General features: G+C 68.7%; 15 protein-coding genes and 2 pseudogenes. 14 read left to right on the forward strand and 3 right to left on the reverse strand.

Features of this window, described 5'->3' with window-relative positions:
* Together SACHA_RS20850 and tatB are read left to right on the forward strand one after the other, a co-directional pair.
* The coding region (locus SACHA_RS20850; RefSeq protein ID WP_039738319.1) for a S1C family serine protease at positions 1-1123 on the forward strand (1123 nt) is incomplete at its 5' end.
* Between the two features lie 62 nt (positions 1124-1185).
* The gene (gene tatB, locus SACHA_RS0107515) at positions 1186-1602 is read left to right on the forward strand and encodes a Sec-independent protein translocase protein TatB (protein WP_019808473.1); all 417 of its coding nucleotides are present in this window, start codon (positions 1186-1188) and stop codon (positions 1600-1602) included.
* A 261-nt stretch (positions 1603-1863) separates the two neighbouring features.
* Here the strand turns inward: tatB and SACHA_RS0107520 are convergent, their stop codons facing one another.
* Complete coding sequence (locus SACHA_RS0107520; protein ID WP_019808474.1) at positions 1864-3009, reverse strand: Mrp/NBP35 family ATP-binding protein; 1146 nt, start codon at positions 3007-3009, stop codon at positions 1864-1866.
* 234 nt (positions 3010-3243) lie between these two features.
* Here SACHA_RS0107520 and SACHA_RS20855 point away from each other — a divergent pair, with 234 nt between their 5' ends.
* From SACHA_RS20855 to SACHA_RS20860, 3 genes are all read left to right on the forward strand, one after another.
* On the forward strand, positions 3244-4200 hold the full coding sequence (locus tag SACHA_RS20855) for a slipin family protein (protein ID WP_019808475.1): 957 nt from the start codon (positions 3244-3246) through the stop codon (positions 4198-4200).
* 256 nt (positions 4201-4456) lie between these two features.
* A complete protein-coding gene (locus SACHA_RS0107530; protein ID WP_232211834.1) occupies positions 4457-9487 on the forward strand; it encodes a LamG-like jellyroll fold domain-containing protein in 5031 nt (1676 codons plus the stop codon).
* A 63-nt stretch (positions 9488-9550) separates the two neighbouring features.
* Positions 9551-15730 carry a polymorphic toxin-type HINT domain-containing protein gene (locus SACHA_RS20860; protein ID WP_198010112.1) on the forward strand — a complete coding sequence of 2060 codons (6180 nt, stop codon included), beginning with the start codon at positions 9551-9553 and terminating at the stop codon, positions 15728-15730.
* Positions 15731-16201: 471 nt separating this feature from the next.
* Here the strand turns inward: SACHA_RS20860 and SACHA_RS24370 are convergent.
* A pseudogene (locus SACHA_RS24370) lies at positions 16202-16363 on the reverse strand (IS5/IS1182 family transposase); the annotation flags it as partial.
* A gap of 9 nt (positions 16364-16372) precedes the next feature.
* Between SACHA_RS24370 and SACHA_RS26565 the strand changes: the two are divergent.
* Positions 16373-16804 (forward strand): polymorphic toxin-type HINT domain-containing protein, encoded by a 432-nt coding sequence (locus tag SACHA_RS26565; protein ID WP_408640316.1) that lies wholly within the window; start codon positions 16373-16375, stop codon positions 16802-16804.
* Entirely contained in the window at positions 16735-16935 is a 201-nt protein-coding gene (locus SACHA_RS26045; RefSeq protein WP_232211835.1) for a hypothetical protein, read from the forward strand. The genes SACHA_RS26565 and SACHA_RS26045 overlap by 70 nt, the downstream gene beginning before the upstream one ends.
* 373 nt (positions 16936-17308) lie before the next feature.
* Here SACHA_RS26045 and SACHA_RS25070 read toward each other — a convergent pair whose 3' ends face one another.
* Positions 17309-17686: a type II toxin-antitoxin system Phd/YefM family antitoxin gene (locus tag SACHA_RS25070; protein WP_198010113.1), complete on the reverse strand. Its 378-nt coding sequence runs from the start codon at positions 17684-17686 to the stop codon at positions 17309-17311.
* Positions 17687-17812: 126 nt separating this feature from the next.
* Between SACHA_RS25070 and SACHA_RS0107550 the strand changes: the two genes are divergently transcribed.
* The 7 genes and pseudogenes from SACHA_RS0107550 to SACHA_RS25075 all read left to right on the forward strand — a co-directional run.
* Positions 17813-18334 (forward strand): general stress protein, encoded by a 522-nt coding sequence (locus tag SACHA_RS0107550; RefSeq protein WP_028662972.1) that lies wholly within the window; start codon positions 17813-17815, stop codon positions 18332-18334.
* 139 nt (positions 18335-18473) lie between these two features.
* On the forward strand, positions 18474-19793 hold the full coding sequence (locus SACHA_RS0107555) for an ABC transporter substrate-binding protein (protein ID WP_028662973.1): 1320 nt from the start codon (positions 18474-18476) through the stop codon (positions 19791-19793).
* Positions 19790-20788, forward strand: a complete 999-nt coding sequence (locus tag SACHA_RS0107560) for a carbohydrate ABC transporter permease (protein ID WP_051110127.1) — start codon at positions 19790-19792, stop codon at positions 20786-20788. The genes SACHA_RS0107555 and SACHA_RS0107560 overlap by 4 nt, the downstream gene beginning before the upstream one ends.
* Positions 20788-21627 (forward strand): carbohydrate ABC transporter permease, encoded by an 840-nt coding sequence (locus SACHA_RS0107565; RefSeq protein ID WP_019808482.1) that lies wholly within the window; start codon positions 20788-20790, stop codon positions 21625-21627. Before SACHA_RS0107560 ends, SACHA_RS0107565 begins: the two co-directional genes overlap by 1 nt.
* Before the next feature lie 3 nt (positions 21628-21630).
* Entirely contained in the window at positions 21631-22812 is a 1182-nt protein-coding gene (locus tag SACHA_RS0107570) for an ABC transporter ATP-binding protein (RefSeq protein WP_019808483.1), read from the forward strand.
* 32 nt (positions 22813-22844) lie between these two features.
* Positions 22845-23690: a DUF998 domain-containing protein gene (locus SACHA_RS0107575; RefSeq protein WP_232211836.1), complete on the forward strand. Its 846-nt coding sequence runs from the start codon at positions 22845-22847 to the stop codon at positions 23688-23690.
* Positions 23687-24006, forward strand: a pseudogene (locus tag SACHA_RS25075) (hypothetical protein); the annotation flags it as partial. The gene SACHA_RS0107575 and the pseudogene SACHA_RS25075, both read left to right, overlap by 4 nt.

Below are 24006 nucleotides of genomic sequence, written 5' to 3' on the forward strand. Positions count from 1 at the left end.
GGAGCGCGAACGGCCCCGGGGTCCGCAACTGAGCCTGCCCGAGGTGCTGTTCGGCCGTCGGGTCCGGCCCACGGCCCTGGCGTTGCTCGGCGTGGTGGCCCTGCTCGTCGGTGCGTTGGGGGGCGCGGTCGGGTGGGCGCTGGCCAACGCGGGCGACGCACTCACCGGGGAGCTCGAGATCGCGGAGGCCCGGCACGGCAAGGAACGGCCCGCGGGGTCCGTGGCCGCGATCGCGGACCGGGTGGCGCCGGCCGTCGTCTCGATCGAGGTGGAGTCCGGGCAGGCCGGCGGGGTCGGGTCCGGTGTCGTCATCGACGGTCAGGGTTACGTGCTCACCAACCACCACGTCGTCGCCCAGGCGGTGGACAACGAGAACACCGAGGTGCGCGCGGTGTTCACCGACGGGACGCGCGTGCCGGGGCGGATCGTGGGCACCGACCCGAAGACCGACCTCGCCGTGCTCAAGGTCGACGTCGCCAACCCCGTGGTGATCCGGATCGGGGACTCCGGTGCGCTCGCCCCCGGGGACGCGGTGATGGCGATCGGCTCGCCGTTCGGGCTGGAGAACACGGTGACCGAGGGCATCGTCAGTGCGCTGAACCGGCCGGTGACCGCGCCCGGGGAGGACGGCAACCCGGCGGTGACCTACGACGCGATCCAGACGGACGCGGCCATCAACCCCGGCAACTCCGGCGGCGCGCTGGTGGACTCGACCGGTGCGCTCGTGGGGATCAACTCGATGATCCGGACGGTCGGCAGTGGCGGCGAGGGCGGCAGTATCGGTCTCGGGTTCGCGATCCCGGTGAACCAGGCCATCGAGATCAGTGAGCAGCTGATCGCCGACGGGCAGGTCGAGCACGCCGCGATCGGGGTGAACGCGGCGTCGGTGTCGGCGACCGCGTCCGAGGGCGCCCAGATCCGCAACGTCGTCGAGGGCGGCCCCGCGGCGCGGGCCGGGATCGCCGAGGGTGACGTGATCACGAAGGTGGGCGACCGCCGGGTGCGGACCGCGGCCGAACTCACCGTGGCGGTGCGCGAACACGACATCGGTGAGGCGGTCCCGGTGCGGTTGGTGCGCGGGGGCCGGCCGTTGACCGTCGAGGTCACCCTGGGCTCGGACTGACCCGGAACCGCCACGGACGGGGTACGCTGTCGGCGCACCGGGTTCGAGGCGGAGGTGTCGGCATGTTCGAGAGCATCGGCTGGAGCGAGATCGTCGTTCTCATCATCGCCGGTCTGTTCATCCTGGGCCCCGAACGGTTGCCGGAGGCGGCGGCCTGGCTCGGCCGGTCACTGCGCAAGGTCCGGGATTTCGCGACGGGGGCGCGGCAACAGTTGCGCGACGAGATGGGGCCGGAGTACGAGGAGTTCCGCAAACCCGTCGAGGACCTGCGGAACCTGCGCAACTTCGACCCGAAACGCGCGGTGACCCAGCACCTCTTCGACGGCGACCGGGACCCGTTGGGCCTGGACAACCTCAACCGGACCGATCCGGGCTCCTCGTCCGTCAAGCCCAACGGCTACGCCGACACCGGCCGCCCCGCGGACGCGGGCCCCCTCCGGCCGGGCGAGAAACCCCCGGTCGACCCGGACGCCACCTGACCCACCCCGCGAGTCGCCACTCCAGCCCCGCGAGTTGCCACTCCAGGACCGGCGAGTCGACGTTCTCGGCCCGCGAGTCGACACCACGAACCCGCGAGGCGGCACTCAGACCCGGCGAGTCGCCCTCCCGTGCCCTCCGCTGGACGGCTGCGCGCCACGCCCGTGCGAAACCCCTCGCAGTCCTGGCACGCCAACTCGCGGTCCTGGAGTGTCGACTCGCGGGGCCAGAGACGGCGACTCGCGGGTTGGTGGGGTGGGGCGTCAGCGGCCCGCCGGGGTGACGTTGAGCATCATGCCGGACAGGCCGCGGGCGCGGACGGACAGTTTTTCGGCCGCCTCGGTGAGCACCGTGCTCGCCGGGGCCTCCGGCTCGGACAGCACCAGCGGTGTGCCCGCGTCACCCTGCTCGCGCAGCGCGGGCTCCAGCGGCACCTGGCCGAGCAGCGGCACCTCGGCGCCGACGGATTTGGTCAGCGAATCGGCCACCGTCTGTCCACCACCGGAGCCGAAGATCTCCATGCGGCTGCCGTCGGGCCCCTCGAACCAGGACATGTTCTCGATGACCCCGGCCACCCGCTGGCGGGTCTGCAACGCGATCGCGCCCGCACGCTCGGCGACCTCGGCCGCGGCCTGCTGCGGCGTGGTGACCACCAGCAGCTCCGCGTTCGGGATGAGCTGGGCCACCGAGATGGCGATGTCGCCGGTGCCGGGCGGCAGGTCCAGCAGCAGGATGTCCAGGTCGCCCCAGAAGACGTCGGCGAGGAACTGCTGCAGCGCCCGATGCAGCATCGGCCCCCGCCACACCACCGGCGTGTTGCCCGGGGTGAACATGCCGATCGAGATCGTCTTCACGCCGTGCGCCTGCGGCGGCATGATCATCTTCTCGACCTTGGTGGGCTTCTCGGCCGCCCCCAGCATCCGCGGTACCGAGTGGCCGTAGATGTCGGCGTCCACCACGCCCACCGACAGGCCCTTGCGTGCCATCGCGGCGGCGAGGTTCACGGTGACGCTCGACTTGCCCACGCCGCCCTTGCCGGAAGCGACGGCGTAGACGCGGGTCATCGAGCCGGGCTGGGCGAACGGGATCTCCGGCTCCTCGGAGTCGCCGCGCAGCTTCTGGCGCAGTTCGGTGCGCTGCTCGTCACTCATGACGTCCAGCTCGACGCGCACGTCGCGCACCCCGTCCAGCTTCTGCACGGCCGACGTGGTGTCGCGGGTGATCGTGTCCTTCAGCGGACAGCCCGCCACCGTCAGGTAGATGGCCACGTGCACGACGCCGTCGTCGCCGATCGTGATGTCCTTGACCATGCCGAGCTCGGTGATCGGCTTGTGGATCTCCGGGTCGTGGACGTCGTTCAGTGCGGTGCGCACGTCCTCGACGCTGGGGGTCTCTTGCGTGGTGGTCACTGCTCGGGCACCGACCTTTTCGTCGCTGGGGGTTGCGCTTGCTCCCCTCATGCTACGTCCCCCGTGATCCGTGCCTGCCACAACGGCCGCGCGAGGCCCCGGACCGCGACGTGGTGTAATATGGATCACACACGATCGATACGATCGGGGGCCGCACCGCCGACCCGACCCGACGTCCGTGCGCGGGTCCGTGTGCGGTGGCCGACGGTGTGACCCGCGGGAAGGCGGGCCTGCATGGAAACGCTGATCACGGTGCTCGTCGTCGTCGGCCTGGTGCTGGTGGTCGCGGCGATGTCCTCGGTGCGGATCGTCCGGCAGTACGAACGCGGACTGGTGTTCCGGTTCGGGCGGGTGCACCGCGTGCCCCGGGACCCCGGGTTGAAACTGATCGTGCCGGGCGTCGACCGCATGACGAAGGTCAACATGCAGATCGTCACGCTGCCGGTGCCCGGGCAGGACGGCATCACCCGGGACAACGTCACCGTGCGGGTGGACGCCGTCGTGTACTTCAAGGTGATCGACCCGGTGCAGGCGATCGTCGGGGTGGAGAACTACCGCTTCGCGATGCTGCAGGTCGCCCAGTCGAGCCTGCGTCGCACGATCGGGGAGAGCAGCCTCGACGACCTGCTCTCCCGCCGGGAGGCGCTGAACGAGGGGCTGGAACTGATGATCGACAGCCCGGCCGCCAACTGGGGCGTGCACATCGACCGGGTGGAGATCAAGGACGTCGCGCTGCCGGAGGCGATGAAGCGGGCGATGTCCCGCCAGGCCGAGGCCGAACGCGAGCGGCGCGGCCGGGTGATCTCGGCCGAGGGCGAACTGCAGGCCTCGGAGAAGCTGTCCCAGGCGGCGGCCCGGATGGCCGACACCCCCGCCGCGTTGCAGCTGCGGCTGTTGGAGACGGTGGTGGAGGTCTCGGCGGAGAAGAACTCGACGCTCGTGCTGCCGTTCCCGGTGGAGATGCTGCGCTTCCTGGACGAGTCCGCGAAACGGGACGCCGCCGGGCGGGGCGAGCCCGAGGCCGGACAGGAGGCCGGAGCAGGGGAGGCCGAGCCGGCCGAGACGGCGGGCGCGTCGTCCGGGGAGGCGGTCGTGGAGCGCGGGCGTGCGCTCACGGACGAGGTACCTGGGGCGTCGCCCGTCCCGCCCGCGCGGACGGCGAGCGACGTCGGCCAGCACGCCGAGGCATAACGAAGTGATCACTTTCGACGGGGGCGGTTGTGTCGCCGTGGGATGTGCGGGGCTGCCGATCATGAAGTCACGGGCACCCGGCCGGCCCCCACGAGTCGGTCACCGTCGAATCACGGCCGAACTGGTTCCGTGATCAGATCCTGCGCCGATCGGCGGCTGTGACCGCTCTGGGCTGTCGCGCAGACTCACCCACCGCACTGCTTTGATCACCAAGACGCTGCGGTGGCGCGGCGTCGCTGGGGGAGGAGACGCGACGGTGGGATCGCGCCGGACCGGCTCACGCACGCACTCGTTCCGTATAACACTGACCGTCACGGTGACCGCCATGATGGCGACGCTGCTGCCGGGCCTGTCCGCCCACGCGGTTCCGGAACAGGTGGACAGCGAGGTGACGACCGCCGCGGCGACCGAGAGCGAGGCGCTCACGGCGGCCCGGAAGCAGGGTGAGTCGGTGCGGGTCACAGACCTGACGACCGAGTCGAGAACGGTGGAGGCCAATCCGGACGGCACCCTGACCCTGGAGCAGTCCGTCGTGCCGGAACGGGTCCGCCGCGACGGCGAGTGGGTGCCGATCGACACCTCGCTCGTCGAGGGCGAGGACGGGTCACTCCGGCCGAAGGCGTCGGTGGCCGAGGTCGCCTTCGCCGCCGGAGGCGACCGCGACCTCGTCTCGATCTCCCGGGAAGACGCGCGGTTGTCGCTGAGCTGGCCGGGCGAGCTACCCGAGCCGACGATCGACGGAAACTCGGCGACCTATCCGGAGGTGCGGTCCGGGGTTGACCTGCGGGTGCGTGCGACACGGCGCGGCTTCGCCTATGAGGTCGTGGTCAAGACCCCGCAGGCCGCCGCGACGTCGGAGCTGGCGCGTATCGATCTCGCGCTGGACACCGAGAACGTGCAGGTCTCGGTCGACGACGCCGGGAATCTCCGCGCTCATGACGACGCCGGGGACGCGGTCTTCCAGGCACCCGCACCGAAGATGTGGGAGTCCCGACCGGCGGCCGCGGCGTCGACGGAGTCGGCATCCGTGCACAAGGAGGCTCCGGTCGGTGTCGATGTCACGGAGAAGACGCTGACACTCACGCCGGACGAGGAGCTGTTGCACGACTCCGAGGCCGAGTTCCCGCTCGTCATCGATCCCGACTTCAGCGAGATCACACCGAATCAGGCGGCGTGGACGCTCGCCCGGCGTGCGTACCCGAACCAGTCCCACTGGAACCTCTCCCCGAGGGATGACGACGAGCGGTACAAGGGTGTCGCCCGGGTGGGCCACGCGCCAGGCTGGCCGAGCGACTACATGGATCGCTCGTTCTTCCAGTTCCCGGTCAAGGTCCTGGAGGGAGCGCACATCGAGAGTGCCGAGTTCCGCGCCTACCAGGTGTGGAAGTACGCGCACACCTGCGACGCGAGCAAGGTCCCTCCGGTGCTGTTGTGGTTGACCTCGCCCATCGGCCCCGGCACGACCTGGAACAACCAGCCCGACTTCGTTGACTACCTCAGCTCGGTCCGTTCCGTTCCGAAGGCGGGTCAGCCCTGTGGTCCTTCCTGGATCGGCTTGGACGCCACGAGCGCGGTGCAGCAAGGGGCCGACGGCGGGTGGAACAACGTCAATCTCGCATTGAAAGCGCTGGCTGCGGACGAGAACAGCAACAACGACGCCGCCTGGAAGCGCTTTCACGTGAAGGAGGAGAACGGCGTCAACTTTCACCCTCGGCTGTCGGTAAAATTCAACCGGGTGCCGAATGCGCCGGCCTCGGTCGGGACCGACCCGGGGATCGCGGATCCGTGCACGTGGTGTGACGGCGACCGGTACTACGGTGCGGACCAGGTCACCCTGCAGGCGAAGCTGAGCGATCCGGACGGCGGCCAGGTTCAGGGCCGGTGGAGCATCGACGCGGGTGGCGAGTCGATCTCCAGGACCCAGTGGTTGGCCTCCGGATCCACTTACGGCACCCCGCTCGACCTGACCGTCCGACACGGCGAGACCGTGTCCTGGTCCGTCCGCGCCCACGACGGCGCACTGACCGGCCCGAGCCGGGACGGACCGAGCTTCGTCGTCGACCGTGTGGCGCCGGATTCCGCGCCGGGCGTGTCCAGCCCGTTGTATCAGGACGACAACGCCTGGCACGGCGGTGCGGACGTACCCGGGGAGTTCACCTTCACGGCGAACGGCGTCGACGATGTCGATCACTACCGGTACGGCTTCTCCGACCCGCCGACGAACACCGTGGACGCCGACGCACTCGGCGGCGACGCGACGGTCTCGCTCACCCCACCCCGGGACGGTCCGGTGGACCTGTACGTGCAGAGCGTCGACCGTGCCGGCCTGCGCAGCCCGATGACGACCCACCACTTCTACGTCCGCGCGGGGAACGGCGCCGCGTCGCACTGGGCGCTGGACGGCAACGCGGTCGACACCGCCTTCCTCGGCGACCGCGACGGCACCCCCTACGGCGATCCCGGTTGGGCCACCGGGGCGGTCGGCGGGGCCGTCCAACTCGACGGCACCGACGACGAGGTCCGCGCACCCAACGCCGTCCGCACCGACGCGAGCTTCTCCGTCGCCGCCTGGGTCCGCCTGGACGGGGAGCACGACCAGGCGGGCGGCGTCACGGCCGTGTCCCAAGACGGACAGCAGCGCAGCGGCTTCCTGCTGATGGCGTGGGAGGACGGCCGCTGGCAGTTCGCATTGCCTCCACACCCGGACGCGGACCCGAACGGCGGGGCCTACGCGACGTCGGACACCACCGCCCAGCAGGGGCAGTGGACCCACCTGGCCGGCGTCTACGACACCGTCCACGACCGGGTGCAGCTCTACGTGAACGGTGAGCTGTCCGCGTCGGTGCCCTACACCCAGCATTGGAACGCGGCGGGTGACCTGCGCATCGGTCGCTCGACCTGGGCGGACGACCCACCCGGATACTGGCCCGGCCGCATCGACGAGGTCGGGGTGTACGACCGTGCGCTGTCCGCGGACGCGGTGCAGGCGCTGATCAGCAAGGACAATGTCCAGGTCGGGCACTGGAAGTTCGACGAGACCGAGGGCACCACCGCGGCCAACGCGGTCGACGGTGGGGACGCCGGGGTGCTGAACAGCGGTGCCTCGTTCGTCGGGGACGGCACCAGCGGTGGTGCCGTGCGGCTGGACGGCGTCACCGGGGCGGTGTCCACCAATGCCCCCGCCGTCCGCACGAACCAGAGCTTCTCGGCGGCCGCGTGGGTCAAGCTCGACCAGCTGGCGCCGGACGGGGCCGCCTACACCGCACTGAGCCAGGACGGCGCGGAGAACAGTGGCTTCCTTCTGCAACAGCGGGACGGGAACTGGACCTTCTCACTCCTGCACGCCGACCAGGAGGGTGGTCTGGCCGGTCGCGCCTACTCCGCGCCCGGGACGGCACAGGCCGGGGTGTGGACCCACGTGGCCGGGGTGTACGACGCGCCGGCCGACGAGGTGCGTCTCTACATCGACGGTGTTCTCACCGACACCGGACCGGTGGACGGTGCCTTCGATGCCACCGGCTCGTTCGTGATGGGCCGGGCGTTATGGCAGGGATATCTCGTGGACCACTGGTCCGGCGAGATCGACGAGGCCCGGGTGTACAGCCGCGCGGTCAGTGGCGGTGAGGTCGAAGGCATCGTCAGCCGCAACGACGTCCCGGTCGCGTCGTGGGCCCTGGACGGGAACGCGACCGACGCGACGAACGCCGGACTGCACGGTTCGCTCGGGGAGTATCCGTCATGGGTCGTCGGCCAGTCGGCCCAGCCGAACGCGGGTGACCTCGCGGCGCACTTCGACGGCAGCAGCGAATACATCAGCGCACCCACGGGCATGGACACCTCGAAGAGCTTCTCCCTGTCCGCGTGGGTGAAGATGGACGAGTTGCCCGAACGCTGGTCCTCGGTCGTCAGCCAGAACGGCGAGGAACGAGCCGTCGTGGATCTCGGCTACGACCACGGCGGGCACTTCTCCGTGGCGATGCACGGAGCGGGGGAGGACCCCACCTCGATGCGGGTGTACTCCTCGCAGGGTGCCCAGACCGGCGTGTGGACCCACCTGGCCGTGGTCTACAACGCGGTGAACGACAAGGTCCGTCTGTATGTCAACGGCGCGTTGAGCGGGACCGGGGACTTCGCCGCGGCGTGGAACGCGGAGAAGGACGTCAGCATCGGCCGCGCCAGGTGGAACGCCGGGTGGCAGAACTTCCTGCCGGGCGCGGTCGACGACGTCAAGCTCTACAGCCGCGCGCTGTTCAGCGAGGAGGTGCGCGCCCAGGCCTCCCGGGACCTCACCCTGACCCACCACATGGCGTTGAACGAGAGCGCGGGCACCGGTACGGCCGACTCCGTGGGTGGCCGCGGCGGCACCCTGCACAACGGGGCCACCTTCGTCGAGGGCTACGTCGGCAACGGCGTCGAACTCGACGGTACCGATGACCACGTCTCCACCGAGGCGGTGGATCTCCGCACGGACGAGAGCTTCACCGCCACGGCGTGGGTGAATCTCCGGGAACGGGGTGGCAAGGCGACCGCTGTCAGCATCGACGGGGAGCAGACCAGCAAATTCCGCCTCGGGCACGTGTCCGACAGTCGGGACAGGCTCGGCACCTGGATCTTCGAGGTGACCGATGCCGACGATGAGAACGGGACTGTGACCGATGCGGCGGTGTCGACCCTGGAGAACGAGGTCGACACGTGGGTCCACCTCACCGGGGTTTACGACGCCCCCACGGACCAGGTGTGGTTGTACGTCAACGGCACACGTCTCGGCGACGGGGCGGTACGTGACAAGTGGAACGCGACGGGCGGCCTCGCCATCGGCCGTGGCAAGGACGCGGGAACGCACGCGCAGTACTGGCCCGGCAGCGTGGACGACGTCCGGCTGTATGCCGGGGCGTTGGGTAGTGACCGGGTCAACGACCTCTACAAGTCGTACAACGAGATCGAAGAGCCCGCTCCCGTCGAGTTCGGAGAAGGCAGTGCCCTGCGTGTGAACGATTCCGGGACGTCCGAGGCGCTGTACCTGGTGGTCGGGGGCGCCCGGATCGACGTCGCCGACGAGGAGGAGTTCCTCGGGACCGGCCGCAGCCTCGACGAGCTGATGACCGCGCCGCATGCCTCGCTGATGACCCTGCCCGAGGTGATGCGGGACGGAACTCTGGTGACCACCCCGGATTCCGACCAGGTCTGGCTGATCGAGAACGGGCAGCGGAGCCCGACCACGGACGACGGGAACGCCCACGTCGTCCCGGCCCGGACACTCGACGACTATCCGGAAACGGCGGTCTGACCGCACCGCGTCAACGACATCCGGTACGAGCGCTCGCGACCGCGGGCGGACTGGGGAGGACACGTGCGTCCACACGGGACCAGACTGCGTAGGCTCGGCGGCCGTGGCCGGAAGCGGGCAGCCGCGCTGGCGACGCTCATGGCGGCCGGTCTGTTGACCGCCATCGAGGCGCCTCCGTCGGCCGGTGCCGAGGGCAGCCCGTCGGTGCCACTGCCGGAGATGCCCTCGGTGCCGGTGACCGACCTGCCCATGGAGGAACGGGAGCAGGACGAGGTCAGCCGGGACGCGCTGCACGGCGACCAGCCGGAGGACTCCGGCAGCGGCCCCGCCGGGTCCGGGAGTTACACCGCGACCTCGCTGAAGCCGTCGGCGGAATGGTCCGTGTCGGCCCAGACGGGCACGTTCACCTGGAACTACCCGATGCGGGTGCCCCCGGCGCCGGGTGGGTTCACCCCGAACGTCTCGCTGTCCTACTCGTCCGCCGCGGTCGACGGGCTGACGAGTACGACGAACAACCAGGCGGGCTGGGCCGGCGACGGCTGGGCGATGTGGCCCGGCTATATCGAACGCGACTACGGCAGCTGTGCCGAGGATCTACCCGGGGAGCCGGAGGACAATCCGGTCGACCTGTGTTGGAAGTCGGACAACGCCACCCTGTCCTTCAACGGGTCCGCGACCTCGCTCATCAAGGACGAGGACACCGGCACGTGGCGCCCCGAACAGGACGACGGGTCGCGCATCGAACGCCTGACCGGGGCGGACAACGCCGACGACAACGGGGAGCACTGGAAGGTCACCACGGCGGACGGCACCCAGTACTTCTACGGTGCGCGCTCCGCCGCGAAGTCGACCTGGACGGTCCCGGTCTACGGCGACGACACGGGCGAACCGTGCCATGCGGACGGGTTCGCCGACTCCTACTGCCACCAGGGCTACCGCTGGAACCTGGACAAGGCGGTCGACACCAACGGCAACGTCATCCATTACGCCTACGAAACCGAGACCAACAGCTACGGGCGCAACGAGAACGAGGAACCCACCGAGTACGTCCGCGACGGTCGGCTGAAGCGCATCGACTACGGCCTGCACGAGGACGGCGACAGTCCCGCGACCGGCCGGGTGCTGTTCACCGCGGAGGACCGCTGCGTCCCCGGCTCGACGTGTACGCGGGAGAAGGAGGAGAACTGGCCGGACGTCCCCTGGCACTTCGAATGCGACGGCGACACCTGCGAGGACTACCAGCAGGCACCGAGCTTCTGGTCGAGCGAACGTCTGGCGAAGGTCACCACCCAGGTCCGCCAGGGTGACGACTACCGGGATGTCGACTCGTGGACCCTGCGGCACGAGTTCCCCGACCCCGGTGACGGGGAGGAACCGGCGTTGTGGTTGGCGGGCGTCACGCACACCGGCCACGTGGGTGACGAGATCGCGCTGCCCGAGGTGACGTTCGAAGGGGTGGGCAAGCCGAACCGGGTCAACGCGATCGACGGGCACGCGTCGCTGATCCGGTACCGGATGAACGCGATCGTCTCCGAGGCGGGCGGGGTCATCTCCGTCAAGTACGCGGACCCGGAATGCAGTCCGGAGGCGGAACCGGACGAGCCGGAGACCAACTCGATGCGGTGCTTCCCGGTGACCTGGTCCGCGCCCTATTCGGCCGAGCGCACCGACTACTTCCACAAGTACGTCGTCGAGTCGATCAGTGAACACGACCGGATCGCCAGCTCCGTGCCGAGTGTCACCAGCTACGAGTACCTCGACGGCGCCGCCTGGCACCACAGCATGTCCGAGATGGTGGACGACGAGGACAAGACCTGGAACGAGTTCCGCGGCTACGGACGGGTCCGCGTCCGGAAGGGCAGCGGCGACGACGGCCCGGCCACCCTCACCGAACAGCGGTTCTTCCGGGGTATGGACGGCGACACCCTGCCCGACGGCGAACGTTCGGTGAGCGTGACCGATTCGGAGGGCGGGGAGCACACCGACCACGACTGGCTCTCCGGCCGGCAACTCGAATCGATCACCTACGCCGGCGACGGCGGGGACGTCGTCAGCAAGACGATCACCGAACCGACCTGGCAGGGACCGACCGCCACCCGGGGCGACCTGGAGGCCTACCGGGTGAACACGGGGACCACCCGTGGCTACACGGCGCTGGAGTCGGGCGGCTTCCGCCAGACCCGCAAGGAGTTCACCTACGACGACAGGGGCCTGCCGACGGAGGTCAACGACCTCGGTGACGTCTCCGACCCGGCCGACGACCTGTGCACCCGCACCACCTACGCCCGCAACACCGACGCCTGGCTGCTTTCGCTTCCGGCGGAGGAGAAATCCGTCTCGGTGGCTTGCTCCGAGTCGGCGACCTTCCCCGAGGACATGGTGGCGGGCAAGCGCTACTCCTACGACGGCAAGGCCTTCGGGGACGCGCCGAACCGCGGCAACGTGACCGGCGTGTCCGTTCTCGCGGACGAGGGCGGGGAGTCCTGGACGACCACGTCGAGCCGCACCTACGACCGGCACGGCCGGGTGCTGGAGGAGCGCGACGCCCTGGACCGGGCGACGACCACCAGCTACACCCCCGCGCAGGGCGGTCCGACGACGCAGAAGGTCGTGACCAATGCCAAGGGGCACGAGACCACGACCACGCTGGACGCGGCGTGGGGTAAGCCCGTCAAGGTCGTCGACCCGAGCGGGAACACCACCGAGGTCGCCTACGACGCACTCGGCCGCACGGCCGAGGTGTGGCTGCCGAACCGCCTCCGGAGCAGCGAGCGCGGCAACACCCGGTACTCGTACGACATCTCCCGCGACGAACCGTCCGTGATCACCACGACATCGCTCGGCGCGAACGGTACCTATGTCACCAGCAAGGAGCTCTACGACGGGCTGCTGCGGGTGCGCCAGACCCAGCAGCCCGCTCCCGGCGGTGGGCGGCTGCTGACCGACACCCGCTACGACTCGGCGGGCCGGGCGTACTACCGGACCGACCCGTACTTCAACGACGTCCCGGTGGACGACACCCTCTGGTCGGCCACCGATGCCGAGGTGCCGGGGCTGACCGTCACCGAGTTCGACGGGGCGGGACGCCCGGTCGCCGAGATCGTCAAGGGCGGCGGCATCGAGAAGTGGCGCACCACGGTCGACCACGGCGGCGACCGGGTCCACGTCACGCCCCCGGATGGGGACACCCCCCGGACGACGATCACGGACGCCCGCGGGCGGATGACCGAACTGCGGCAGTACCACGGGGACTCAGCCGAGGGCGAGTACGACAGCACCAGCTATTCCTACGACCCGGCGGGACGGCTCACCGGGATCACCGACCCGGGTGGCAACGAGTGGGGCTTCATCTACGACCTGCGGGGTCGTCAGGTGCGGATGGACGACCCGGACAAGGGCACGTCCACCAAGAGCTACGACGCCGCCGGGCAGCTGGTCAGCACCACCGACGCCCGGGGTGAGACCCTCGCGTTCACCTACGACGTGCTGGGTCGCCGCACGGCCGTGCACGCCGACTCGCCGGACGGGCCGAAGCGGGCGGAGTGGACCTACGACACCGCGAGCTGGGGCGTGGGACAGCTGGCGTCGTCGACCCGGTGGATTGACGGCGAGGCCTACACCCGTGAGGTGTCGGTCTATGACCCGCTGTACCAGCCGCTGAAGACGCAGCTCACCATCCCGGAGTCCGAGGAGGGCGTGTCCGGCACGTACTCCACCTACGCCGGCTACAACCCGGACGGCAGCCGGAGGAGCGTGGGTTACGCGGAGGCCGGCGATCTCGGTGCGGAGACGTACAGCCTGACCCACGATGACCTGGGGCTCCCGCAGACGAGCTACGGCGGGATCAGCGGCGAGGGCACGACGGAGTGGGTCACCGACGCCCAGTACACCCGCTACGGGGAGCTGCAGCGGACGCAGTTGGGCGAGACCGGGCAGCGGGTGTGGCAGTCCCGGTATTTCGACGAGCACACGCGGCGGTTGGAGCGCACGATCGTCGATGCCGAGTTGCCGGAGCCGATGCAGTCGGACACGAACTATTCGTACGATCCGGCGGGCAACATCACATCGGTCGTGGATGCTCCGCGGGAGCAGCAGGCGGATGTGCAGTGTTTCGCGTACGACCACCTGCGGCGGTTGACGCAGGCGTGGACGCCCGCGTCGGATTGTGCGGCGAGTCCGGAGGTCGGCCGGCTGGGTGGTCCGGCGCCGTACTGGCGTTCGTTCTCCTATGACGTGGTGGGTAACCGGGTTTCCTCGACCGAGCACGGGGCCGAGGGCGACACGGTGCGGGAGTACGCGTATCCGGACGGTGGGCATGCGCTGGGCTCGGTGACTACGCAGCTGCCGGGTGGCACGACCACGCTGGAGGAGTTCGGCTACGACGAGGCCGGGAACACGGTGTCGCGGACGTCGGCGGCCGGTGAGCGGCAGACCCTGGATTGGAACGTCGAGGGGAATCTGGCGGCGACCACGAAGGGGGACGAGGACACCGGGTTCGTTTACGACGCGGATGGTGAGCGGCTGCTGCGGCGGGATCCGTCCGGGGTGACGTTGTATCTGGAGGGGCAGGAGCTGCGGTGGGACCGCGGGAGTGGGGAGACGACCACGACGCGGTATTACGAGTTCGCCGGTTCCACGGTGGCGATGCGTACCGAGGCGGGGTTGACGTGGCTGTTGGGTGATCATCAGGGCACGTCGCGGTTCGCGGTCGGGGCGGGGTCGTTGGAGGTGACGCGTCGGTGGCAGTTGCCGTTCGGTGGTCCGCGTGGGGAGGAGGTCGACTTTCCCGGCCAGCGGGGGTTCGTCGGGGGGACGATCGACGAGTCGGCCGGGTTCACGACGTTGGGGGCGCGGCAGTACGACCCGGGGTTGGGGCGGTTCTTGTCGGTGGATCCGTTGATGGATCCGACGGATCCGCAGCAGATGCACGGCTACACGTACTCGAACAACAACCCGGTGACGTTCTCGGACCCGACGGGGTTGGCGTACTGCGATTTCAACGTCTGTCCGGGCGATCCCGGGTACGAGCGGTTCGGCGAGCGGCGTAGTGGTGGGGAATGCGTCGCGTTCTGCGACAACCCTCATGATGGTGGGGGGCCGCCTCAACCGTCGTGGACGCCGTCGCCGGCGCCGGCTCCGTCTTCGAGTGCTGGTTCCGATCATTGCTACAACATGTATCGGAGTTGTGGGCGGCCTGATGTCAGTGAGTGGCCGGTGCCGTCCGCGAGCAGCATGTCGGCGGACGAAGTGGCCGAGTTGGGCCATACGGCGCTCGACATCGCGGGACTTGCCCCGGCTCTCGGGATAGCGCCGGACGGAGCCAACTGCGGGTGGTACGCGGCCCAGGGTGAATTCCTCGATGCCGGAATCTCCTGCGCTGCCATGATCCCGGTTCTGGGTACTTTCGCGCCGGCGATGAGGGCCGGTCGTGGTGCCGAGACGGCGGGCGAGGCCGGAGCCACGGCACGCCGACACGGCAGTGGCGTCACGTGTAACAGCTTCGTGCCCGGCACCCGGGTCCTCATGGCCGACGGCAGCACCAAGCCGATCGAGGACGTCGAGGTCGGCGAGAAGGTGTGGGCCACCGATCCGAAGACCGGCGAGGAAGGCCCCCGCACCGTCACCGCCACCCTCACCGGCACCGGCATCAAACACCTCGCCACCCTCACCCTCACCACCAGCGACGGCGACACCACCACCCTCACCACCACCACCGGACACGAATTCTGGAGCGAAGAACAGGACCAGTGGGTCGACGCAGAGGATCTCAACCACGGCGACCAACTCCGCACCACCACCGGGGATCCTGTCACGGTAGTAAAGATCCGTCTCACGGACAGCTACCGTCGAGTCCACAACCTCACTGTTATTGGCGTCCACAGCTACTATGTGGGAGCAGCGTTTGAGCCAGCGCTTGTGCATAACGCTGGCTGCGGAGGCCCTGACATTCGGATCGACGAGAAGCAGATCGGAAAGAAGTGGGGTAGACATGCACAAGATTATGGTCTCGATCCCAGCGACTCCGCCTCTCGCAAGTGGTTCCGGGACAAGATATTGGAGGTTCGCGAGTCTTATGATGAGGTTCGACAAGGCGCTTGGAATCCCAGTGGAGGAGGCGGCGAAGATCACTTTTTCTACCGCAAGGGCGATGATCTCCTCGTGACCAGAGGTGACGGACGATTCGTTACCATGTTCCCGATGGTCAAGCCTAATGGATGGTTCCAACAGGCCCGTCCTCGTTGACTTGGAGCGGAGATGTCATCGCTGAGGCCGGGTCGAATCATACGCGCCGCGCTAAGTATAGAATACATTCCGGATGAGCCTCGTGAAAATTCGAGCGAGGGGTTGGAGTTCTTGCTAGAGGGGGGTGGGTCAGTTGTGGCGACCAATGCTACGGACTGGACGCTGGTTATGTCCGAGGGGCGATGGCCAGAGCTCCCTTCGTGGTGTTGGCCTGTCGAAGAGTGGCGATACGGGAATATTGACATTATCGGGTCCCCCGGATTCAATGAAATATTGAACGTGTCAAATATCTACAACTCTGTCGACGAACTTCATGGGCAGGTCGTGAGCTTTCGAGATGGATCGATCAGCATACGAGCTGGGGATGATATGACGTGGGATATAAGGTCGTTATGATGGCAGTTCGCACGAGCGCCGAGATTCGTGCTGCAATCTTATTGCCGGTCGGCAGAAATATATTAAGAGGTTGTCTCATGCGGCGAAGTGGTGGGCTTTGCGTTCGTAGCGGAGGGTGAGTCGTCGGTGGCCGGTGAGCCAGGCGAGGGTGCGTTCGATTTTCCAGCGGTAGCGGCCGAGGCGTTCGCTGGTGTCGAGACCACGCCGTGCAATCCGGGGTGTGATGCCGCGGCGGCGTACACCGGCATCAAACACCTCGCCACCCTCACCCTCACCACCAGCGACGGCGACACCACCACCCTCACCACCACCACCGAACACCCCGTCTGGAGCGAGAATCAGGACCGGTGGGTCGACGCAGAGGACCTCAACCAAGGCGACCAACTCCGCACCACCACCGGCGACACCGTCGGGGTGGCGGCGGTCTACGTCGCGGACAGCTACCGTCGAGTCCATAACTCCACAATCAAGGATCTCCATACCTACTACGCTGGTCAGTCCGCTACGAGCGTAGTTGTCCACAATTCGAACTGCGACTGGAGGGTTGACAGCGCCGAAGATATCGCCGTTGGTCATGCGGATACGAAGCACGGAGGGAGTTTCCCGGGATGTCTGTCTCCGATCTTCAGGACCATGTGCGTGACGTCATGGAGAACCCATTGCGGACTAAGGAATTGAATAATAGCCGCAAGGCGTATCTTGGGCGCGACAATGAGACGGTGGTTCTGCATGATCCGATGAGCGATGATGGAGGCACTGTATTTCGTAGAACCCGCGATCTTGACAGCTATTGGGAAGGGCTCCGTTGAGTCTGGAGGCGAAGATTGAACTCGCAAACCACGCCGAGCGACCTGTTGAGTGACGACGAGATTGATGTACTTCAGTGTGCTCTAAGAGAATGGGGCGGCCCAGCGTGGTGTACTGAGGAATTCGCTGTTGCGATGGGATTTGGGAACTTCGAGGGTTTGTTCACCTTCTGTAATCAGTTGAACGCTAAGCTGCAATCAGATGAACCGCTGGAGTCGAAGGAGTGGGCACAAGTTTTGCTATCCGCGGAAATAGTGTTTATCAGTACAGTCGTGGGTTCGGGAATCGATTGGAGTACGACCACGGGATTCTCGGATGGATGGACGATCAAGATTATCCGGAGTGTTCAGCGAAAACTTTCGAAGATTGTGTTTCCTATTGTCGGTTCTGAAATCGGGAAGCTACCGCCTCGTTCCTAGATGATGGGGGCGAGTCGCTGCAGAGGCCGCGGTAGTTCGATCTCGAGAGTTTCGAGCTGACCTGCGGAATCTGCTGCCGGTCGTCGACCCAATCTGCCGGCGCGTCGGTCTCGGGTTCGCGGCGGCACAGCTCCCCCAGGGCCGCGGTGCCGTGCCGCACGGCGGGGCGGACTTCGGCGGAGGCGCGCAAAGACGTCAGGCCGCGGTCCCGGGCGGGCACCAGCAGCGCCACGACCGTGTCCCGTTCGGTGATTCCGATCCTTTCGCCGTGCTCCACACGTGCCACTACGCCTGCGGTGTTCTCGTGAAGATCCCGGATGGACCCGGTCGCCATGGCGTCCCGGTAGTACGCGCCCCTCACCCGCTGCCCGGTTCACCCGGTTTCGGCCGTGTGCGGTCCGTGAGATCATGGGTACCCCGCTGACGGGTGATGCGCGGGCAGTCGAGCAGAACACGGGTGATGATCGTGACCGGTCCCTTCATGTCGGGTCGTCAGGCGCCGGGGTTGCCGCGCCTGCCCACGCCGCCGTCCGGCTGGCCGATCGGTTCGTACGCCACCTACGAGGAGGCCCAGCGCGCGGTCGACCACCTCGCCGACAACGAGTTCCCGGTCGCCGACGTGACCATCGTCGGGGTCGACCTGATGCTGGTCGAGCGGGTCATCGGCAAGCTGTCCTGGGGCAAGGTGCTGGGCACCGGTGCGCTGTCCGGTGCGTGGTTCGGGCTGTTCGTGGGGCTGCTGCTGAGTTTGTTCAGCACCGCCGAGCAGATCTCCTACGCCCCGGTGCTGGTCGGGCTCGGTGCCGGTGTGCTGTTCGGGGCTGCCTTCGCGGCGATGAGCTACGCCTCCACCCGCGGGCGGCGGGACTTCTCCTCGTCCAGCCAGCTCGTCGCGGGGCGCTACGACGTGCTCTGCCAGCCGCGGAACGCCGAGAAGGGGCGTGAGCTGCTCGCCCGGCTCGCGATGGGCTCACACGGCTGAGCGACGCGCCCGCCGGTTTCTTCCTCTGATCGTTACTGTGAGTGCTTGCGCTCGGTGATCGGTCGGCCCTACCTTCATGACGCCGGTCACAGGCGACTCCGCCGCGCCTGTGAGGTCACGCGGGTGGGGAGGAGAGCCGATGCGCGAGGTGGCGCGTGGTCGACGACGGTCACCCGGGAGAGTTGCCGCGCTGCTCGGCGTGACCGCGATGGGGGCCACGACGCTGGCGGCGTGCGGCACGGACGAGGGACTGACGATCAACGTCTACTACGCGCCCGAGGACAGCTTCCAGGCCGTGGTGGACGACTGCACCGAGCAGGCCGACGGCCGCTACGAGATCGTCTACAACAAGCTCCCCCGCGGCGCCGACGGCCAGCGCGAACAGATGGTGCGCAGGCTCGCCGCCGGGGACACTGCGATGGACGTCCTCGGCCTCGACGTCACCTGGGTGCCCGAGTTCGCCGAGGCGGGCTGGATCGAGGAGTGGACCGGCGCGCACGCGGCCGAAGCCTCCCACGACGTGCTGCCCGGCCCGCTGGAGACCGCCACCTGGGACGGGAAGCTCTACGCCGCGCCGAAGAACACCAACGTCCGGCTGCTCTGGTACGACGAGCGAATCACCCCGGAGCCGCCGCGCACCTGGGACGAGATGATCGCCATGTCCCGCGAGCTGCGGGAGCGGGGCGAGCCGCACGAGATCCTGTTCACCGGCGCCCAGTACGAGGGCCTGGTGGTGGCCTACAACTCGCTCACCGAGTCGGCGGGCGGGCGCATCCTCTCCCCGGACGGTGGGGACGTCGTGGTCGACGGCGGTGCGGTGCGCGCGCTGGAGATCCTGCGGGAGGTCAGCGGCTCCGGGCTCACCGACCCGTCGCTGACCAACCAGCAGGAGGACGACGTCCGGATGGCCTTTCAACAGGGTCGTGGCGCCTTCCAGCTCAACTGGCCGTACGTCTACGCCGCCTACGCGTCCGAGAAGCCCGACGAGCTGGAGCACATCAAGTGGGCGCCCTACCCGGGTGTGGGGGAGCCGGGCGCCGGGCGCAGCACCCTCGGCGGCTACAACCTCGCCGTGTCCGCCACCTCGCAGCACAAGCCCGAGGCGTTCGAGGCGGCGCTGTGCCTGCGCAGCGCCGAGCACCAGAAGTTCTCCGCGTTGAAGGACGGCGTGCCACCGACGATCGCCTCGGTCTACGACGACCCGGCACCGCTCGACCCGTCGCGGCCCGCGGACCCGGAGGACAACCCGACGATGGCCGACACGTACCCGATGAAGGACACCATCCGGGACGAACTCACCGACGCGGCGGTGCGCCCGGCCACGCCCGCCTACCAGACACTGTCCATCGTGATGGCCGAGGTGCTGTCCCCGCCGGCGGGGATCGAGCCGGGCGAGACCGCGCAGCAGCTGCGTGACCAGCTGGGGGAGGCACTCAGCTCGAAGGGCGTGATCCCGTGAGTGACACGACGCGGTCCCCGGCCGCCCCCACCGGATCCGCCGGCGCGGACGCGGCTCCCGCCGCCCCCGCCACCGGGTCGACGTCTCGGGGCAGGCGCCGTGGGGCGCCGAGGAGCGAGGGGAAGAAGGCCGAGCGCAGGCTCGGGCTGATGCTGGTAGCCCCGGCCGCGCTGGTGATGATCGCGGTGACCGGCTACCCGATCGTCTACTCGGTCTGGCTGTCGTTGCAGCGCTACGACCTGCGTTTCCCCGACGAGCGGGAGTTCGTCGGGCTGGAGAACTACGTCGCCGTGCTCACCAACTCGTACTGGTGGAGCGCGTTCGGCGTCACGACGTTCCTCACCCTGGTGTCGGTGTTCCTCGAACTCGTGCTCGGCATGGCACTCGCGCTGGTCATGCACCGCACGCTGGTCGGCCGCGGCCTGGTGCGCACGGTGGCCCTGGTGCCGTACGGGATCGTGACGGTGGTGGCCGCGTTCTCCTGGTACTACGCCTGGACCCCGGAGACCGGGTATCTCGCCGAGGCCTTCGCCGGCGACGGTGCGCCGCTGACCCAGATGTGGTCGTCGCTGTGGATCATCATTCTGGCCGAGGTGTGGAAGACGACCCCGTTCATGGCGCTGCTGCTGATGGCGGGCCTGGCGCTGGTGCCGGACGACCTGCTGCGGGCGGCGGCGATGGACGGCGCGACCCCGTGGCAGCGGTTCACCCGGGTGATGCTGCCGGTGATGAAGCCCGCGATCCTGGTGGCGCTGCTGTTCCGCACCCTGGACGCGTTCCGGATCTTCGACAACATCTTCATCCTCACCGGCGGGTCGAACGACACGTCGTCGGTGTCCATGCAGACCTACAACAACCTGATGCGCGGACTGAACCTCGGGATCGGCTCCACGATGGCCGTGTTGATCTTCATCGCGGTGGCGATCATCGCGTTCGTCTTCATCAAGGCGTTCGGCACCGCCGCTCCGGGCAGTGACGAGGGGAGTGGGCGCTGATGGCCATGGGTACCGTCACCCCCGGCCGCAAGGCGCGGTGGGCGCTGCTGGACGTCGTCGTGGTCGTCTACGCGATCGTGCCGGTGCTGTGGATCGCGTCGTTGTCGTTCAAGACGAAGGAGACGATCGGCGACGGCCACTTCGTCCCGCGCGAGTGGACCTGGGACAACTACGCCGAGATCTTCGCGACCGACGAGTTCGTGCGGCCGCTGATCAACTCCCTCGGCATCGCGCTCATCGCCACGCTGATCGCGGTGATCCTCGGGATGATGGCCGCCTACGCCGTGGCGCGGCTGGACTTCCCCGGCAAGCGCGCGTTGATCGGGGTGTCCCTGCTGATCGCGATGTTCCCGCAGATCTCGCTGGTGACCCCGCTGTTCGACATCGAGCGGGAGCTCGGGCTGTTCGACACCTGGCCGGGGTTGATCCTGCCCTACATCACGTTCGCGCTGCCGCTGGCGATCTACACCCTGTCGGCGTTCTTCCGGGAGATCCCGTGGGAGCTGGAGAAGGCGGCGAAGATGGACGGCGCCACCCCGGCGCAGGCGTTCCGCAGGGTCATCGCGCCGCTGGCCGCGCCGGGGGTGTTCACCTCGGCGATCCTGGTGTTCATCTTCTGCTGGAACGACTTCCTGTTCGCCATCTCGCTGACCTCCACCGAGGCCTCGCGCACGGTGCCCGCCGCGCTGTCGTTCTTCACCGGCGCCTCCCAGTTCGAGGACCCGACCGGGACGATCTCCGCGGCGGCCGTGGTGATCACCATTCCGATCGTTCTGTTCGTGTTGTTCTTCCAGCGGCGGATCGTCGCCGGACTGACCTCCGGCGCGGTGAAGGGTTAGGTCATGGCTGAGATCGTGCTCGACAACGTCTCCAAGCGGTTCGGCGACGGGACGTCGGCCGTGTCGGAGCTGGACCTGCGCATCGCCGACGGGGAGTTCGTCATCCTCGTCGGCCCCTCCGGCTGCGGGAAGTCCACCGCCCTGAACATGATCGCCGGGCTGGAGGACATCACCGACGGCGAGCTGCGCATCGACGGCGAGCGGGCCAACGAGAAGACGCCCAAGACCCGGGACATCGCGATGGTGTTCCAGTCGTACGCGCTGTACCCGCACATGAGCGTGCGGGAGAACATGGCCTTCCCGCTGCGGCTGGCGAAGGTCGACTCCGCGACCGTGCGGGAGAAGGTGGAGGAGGCCGCGGACGTCCTCGACCTCACCCCGCACCTGGACCGCAGGCCGGCGAACCTCTCCGGCGGCCAGCGGCAGCGGGTGGCGATGGGCCGGGCGATCGTGCGCGACCCGAAGGCGTTCCTGATGGACGAGCCACTGTCCAATCTCGACGCCAAGCTCCGGGGTCAGATGCGCACGTCCGTCTCCCGCCTGCAGAAGCGGCTGGGCACCACCACCGTCTACGTCACCCACGACCAGACCGAGGCCATGACCCTCGGCGACCGGATCGTGGTGCTGCGCGGCGGGGTGGTGCAGCAGGTCGGCTCGCCACAACACCTCTACGACCACCCGGCGAACCTGTTCGTGGCCGGATTCATCGGCGCGCCGTCGATGAACTTCGTCCCCGCCACGGTGACCGACGGGGGACTGGACAGCGCGTTGGGCCGGATTCCGCTCTCCGACCGGGTGCGCGCGCTACTGGAATCCGCGCACGCACCCCGCGAGGTGATCGTGGGCGTCCGGCCGGAGGACTTCGCCGACGCCGCCCTGAACGGGAAGGAGCAGCGGCGCGGCGGGGCCACCTTCACCGCCCCGGTGGACGTGCTGGAGTCGATGGGTTCGGAGAAGTACGCCTACTTCACCCTGGACTCCGAACTGGCCAGCACCGCCGAACTGCGGGAACTCGCCGCCGACGCGGGCGCGACCGACGTGCCGGGCACCGGCTCCACCCTCGTCGCCCGGCTGCCCGCGGCCTCCGAGGCCCGCGAGGGCGAACCGACGCGCGTGTGGTTCGACACCGACGCGCTGCACCTGTTCGACCCGACGTCGGGCCGCAGCCTCACCGCCGACGGATAGGCGTTCCCGGCGGTTCGTCGGGAACAACCGTCGTGTCCGGATTCGTTGATCGTGACGGCGACGAAGGGGGCGCGGCGATGGGGGCGGACGGCAACGGGTCGTCGGACGGGCGCCCGGCGCGGGGCACCGGGACGGTCGCGCTGGTGGCGGGTGTGCTGGCGGTGCTGGCGCTGCTCGTGCTCGTGCGCGCCATCCTGGCGATGGGCTACCTGACCGTGCGGTTCGCCGGGGAGATCGACCCGCTGTCCCGGGCGGTGAGCTATTACGTCTTCGTGGAGCAGGGCGCCGGGGTGTTCACCGGGGTGCTGGTGACCCTCGCCCTGGCCACGGTCGCGATCCTGGTCGGGATGATCCAGCTGCGGATCCGCCCGGGGGCGCGGGTGGTGGCGCTGGTGGCGACCTGGTGCGTGGCGCTGGTGCTGTGCGCGGCCTTCCCCACCGACGACTCGCCCAGGGTGGAGACCGCCGCCGGGTGGGTGCACCAGTTCGCGGGTGCGTCGCTGTTCATCACCCTGCCGTTCGCCGGGTTCGGCCTGGCCCACTCGTTGCGGGCGTATCCGGCCTGGGTCGAGGCGGCGCCCCTGTTGCGGCGGCTCTCGATGGTCGCGGCGGGGCTCGCACTCGGCTACCTGGCGACCCGGCTGCCCGATCTGCTGTTCTGGTGGCACTTCCCGGAGGCGCTCGACTGGCGTGCCGTCTCCGGGCTGGTGCAGCGGGTCCTGTTCGCGGCCGAACTGGCGCTGTTGCTGGTGCTCGCCGTCCATCTGTTCCGCACCGCGGTCCACACCCACCGGGACACCCGCCGCGTCCGCGGACACGACTCGGGACACGGCACCGGACACGACACCGCGGGCGCGTCGGCGGGGGAGCGCCGATGACCCTCGTCGCGATCGTGTGCGCGGTGCTCGGAGCGGTGTGCAGCGCACTGGGGGCGCACTGGCAGCACCGGGGCGTGCGCGCGGAGGCCGGGCCGGGCGGGTTGACCCTGCGCATGCTCGGCAGGCTGGCGCGGAACCCGTCGTGGATCCGCGGGTTCCTCGTGCTCGTCGCCTGCGCGGTGCTGCAGATCCTCGCGCTGGCACTCGCGCCGGTGGCGGTGGTGGCTCCCCTGGTGGTGCTGGCGCTGCCCGCCGTGGCGCTGCTGAACGCCCGACGGCTGGACGCGGGCGGGTGGTCGGCGGTCGCCGTCACCAC

The organism is Saccharomonospora halophila 8 (genome assembly GCF_000383775.1).
GTDB classification, from domain to species: Bacteria; Actinomycetota; Actinomycetes; order Mycobacteriales; family Pseudonocardiaceae; genus Saccharomonospora; species Saccharomonospora halophila.

Bases quoted from the DNA above. Each gene is read 5' to 3' on its own strand.
- tatB (WP_019808473.1), top strand. From the start codon at position 1,186: ATGTTCGAGAGCATCGGCTGGAGCGAGATCGTCGTTCTCATCATCGCC.
- SACHA_RS20855 (WP_019808475.1), top strand. From the start codon at position 3,244: ATGGAAACGCTGATCACGGTGCTCGTCGTCGTCGGCCTGGTGCTGGTG.
- SACHA_RS26045 (WP_232211835.1), top strand. From the start codon at position 16,735: ATGTCTGTCTCCGATCTTCAGGACCATGTGCGTGACGTCATGGAGAAC.
- SACHA_RS25070 (WP_198010113.1), bottom strand. From the start codon at position 17,686: ATGGCGACCGGGTCCATCCGGGATCTTCACGAGAACACCGCAGGCGTA.
- SACHA_RS0107550 (WP_028662972.1), top strand. From the start codon at position 17,813: ATGATCGTGACCGGTCCCTTCATGTCGGGTCGTCAGGCGCCGGGGTTG.
- SACHA_RS0107555 (WP_028662973.1), top strand. From the start codon at position 18,474: ATGCGCGAGGTGGCGCGTGGTCGACGACGGTCACCCGGGAGAGTTGCC.
- SACHA_RS0107565 (WP_019808482.1), top strand. From the start codon at position 20,788: ATGGCCATGGGTACCGTCACCCCCGGCCGCAAGGCGCGGTGGGCGCTG.
- SACHA_RS0107570 (WP_019808483.1), top strand. From the start codon at position 21,631: ATGGCTGAGATCGTGCTCGACAACGTCTCCAAGCGGTTCGGCGACGGG.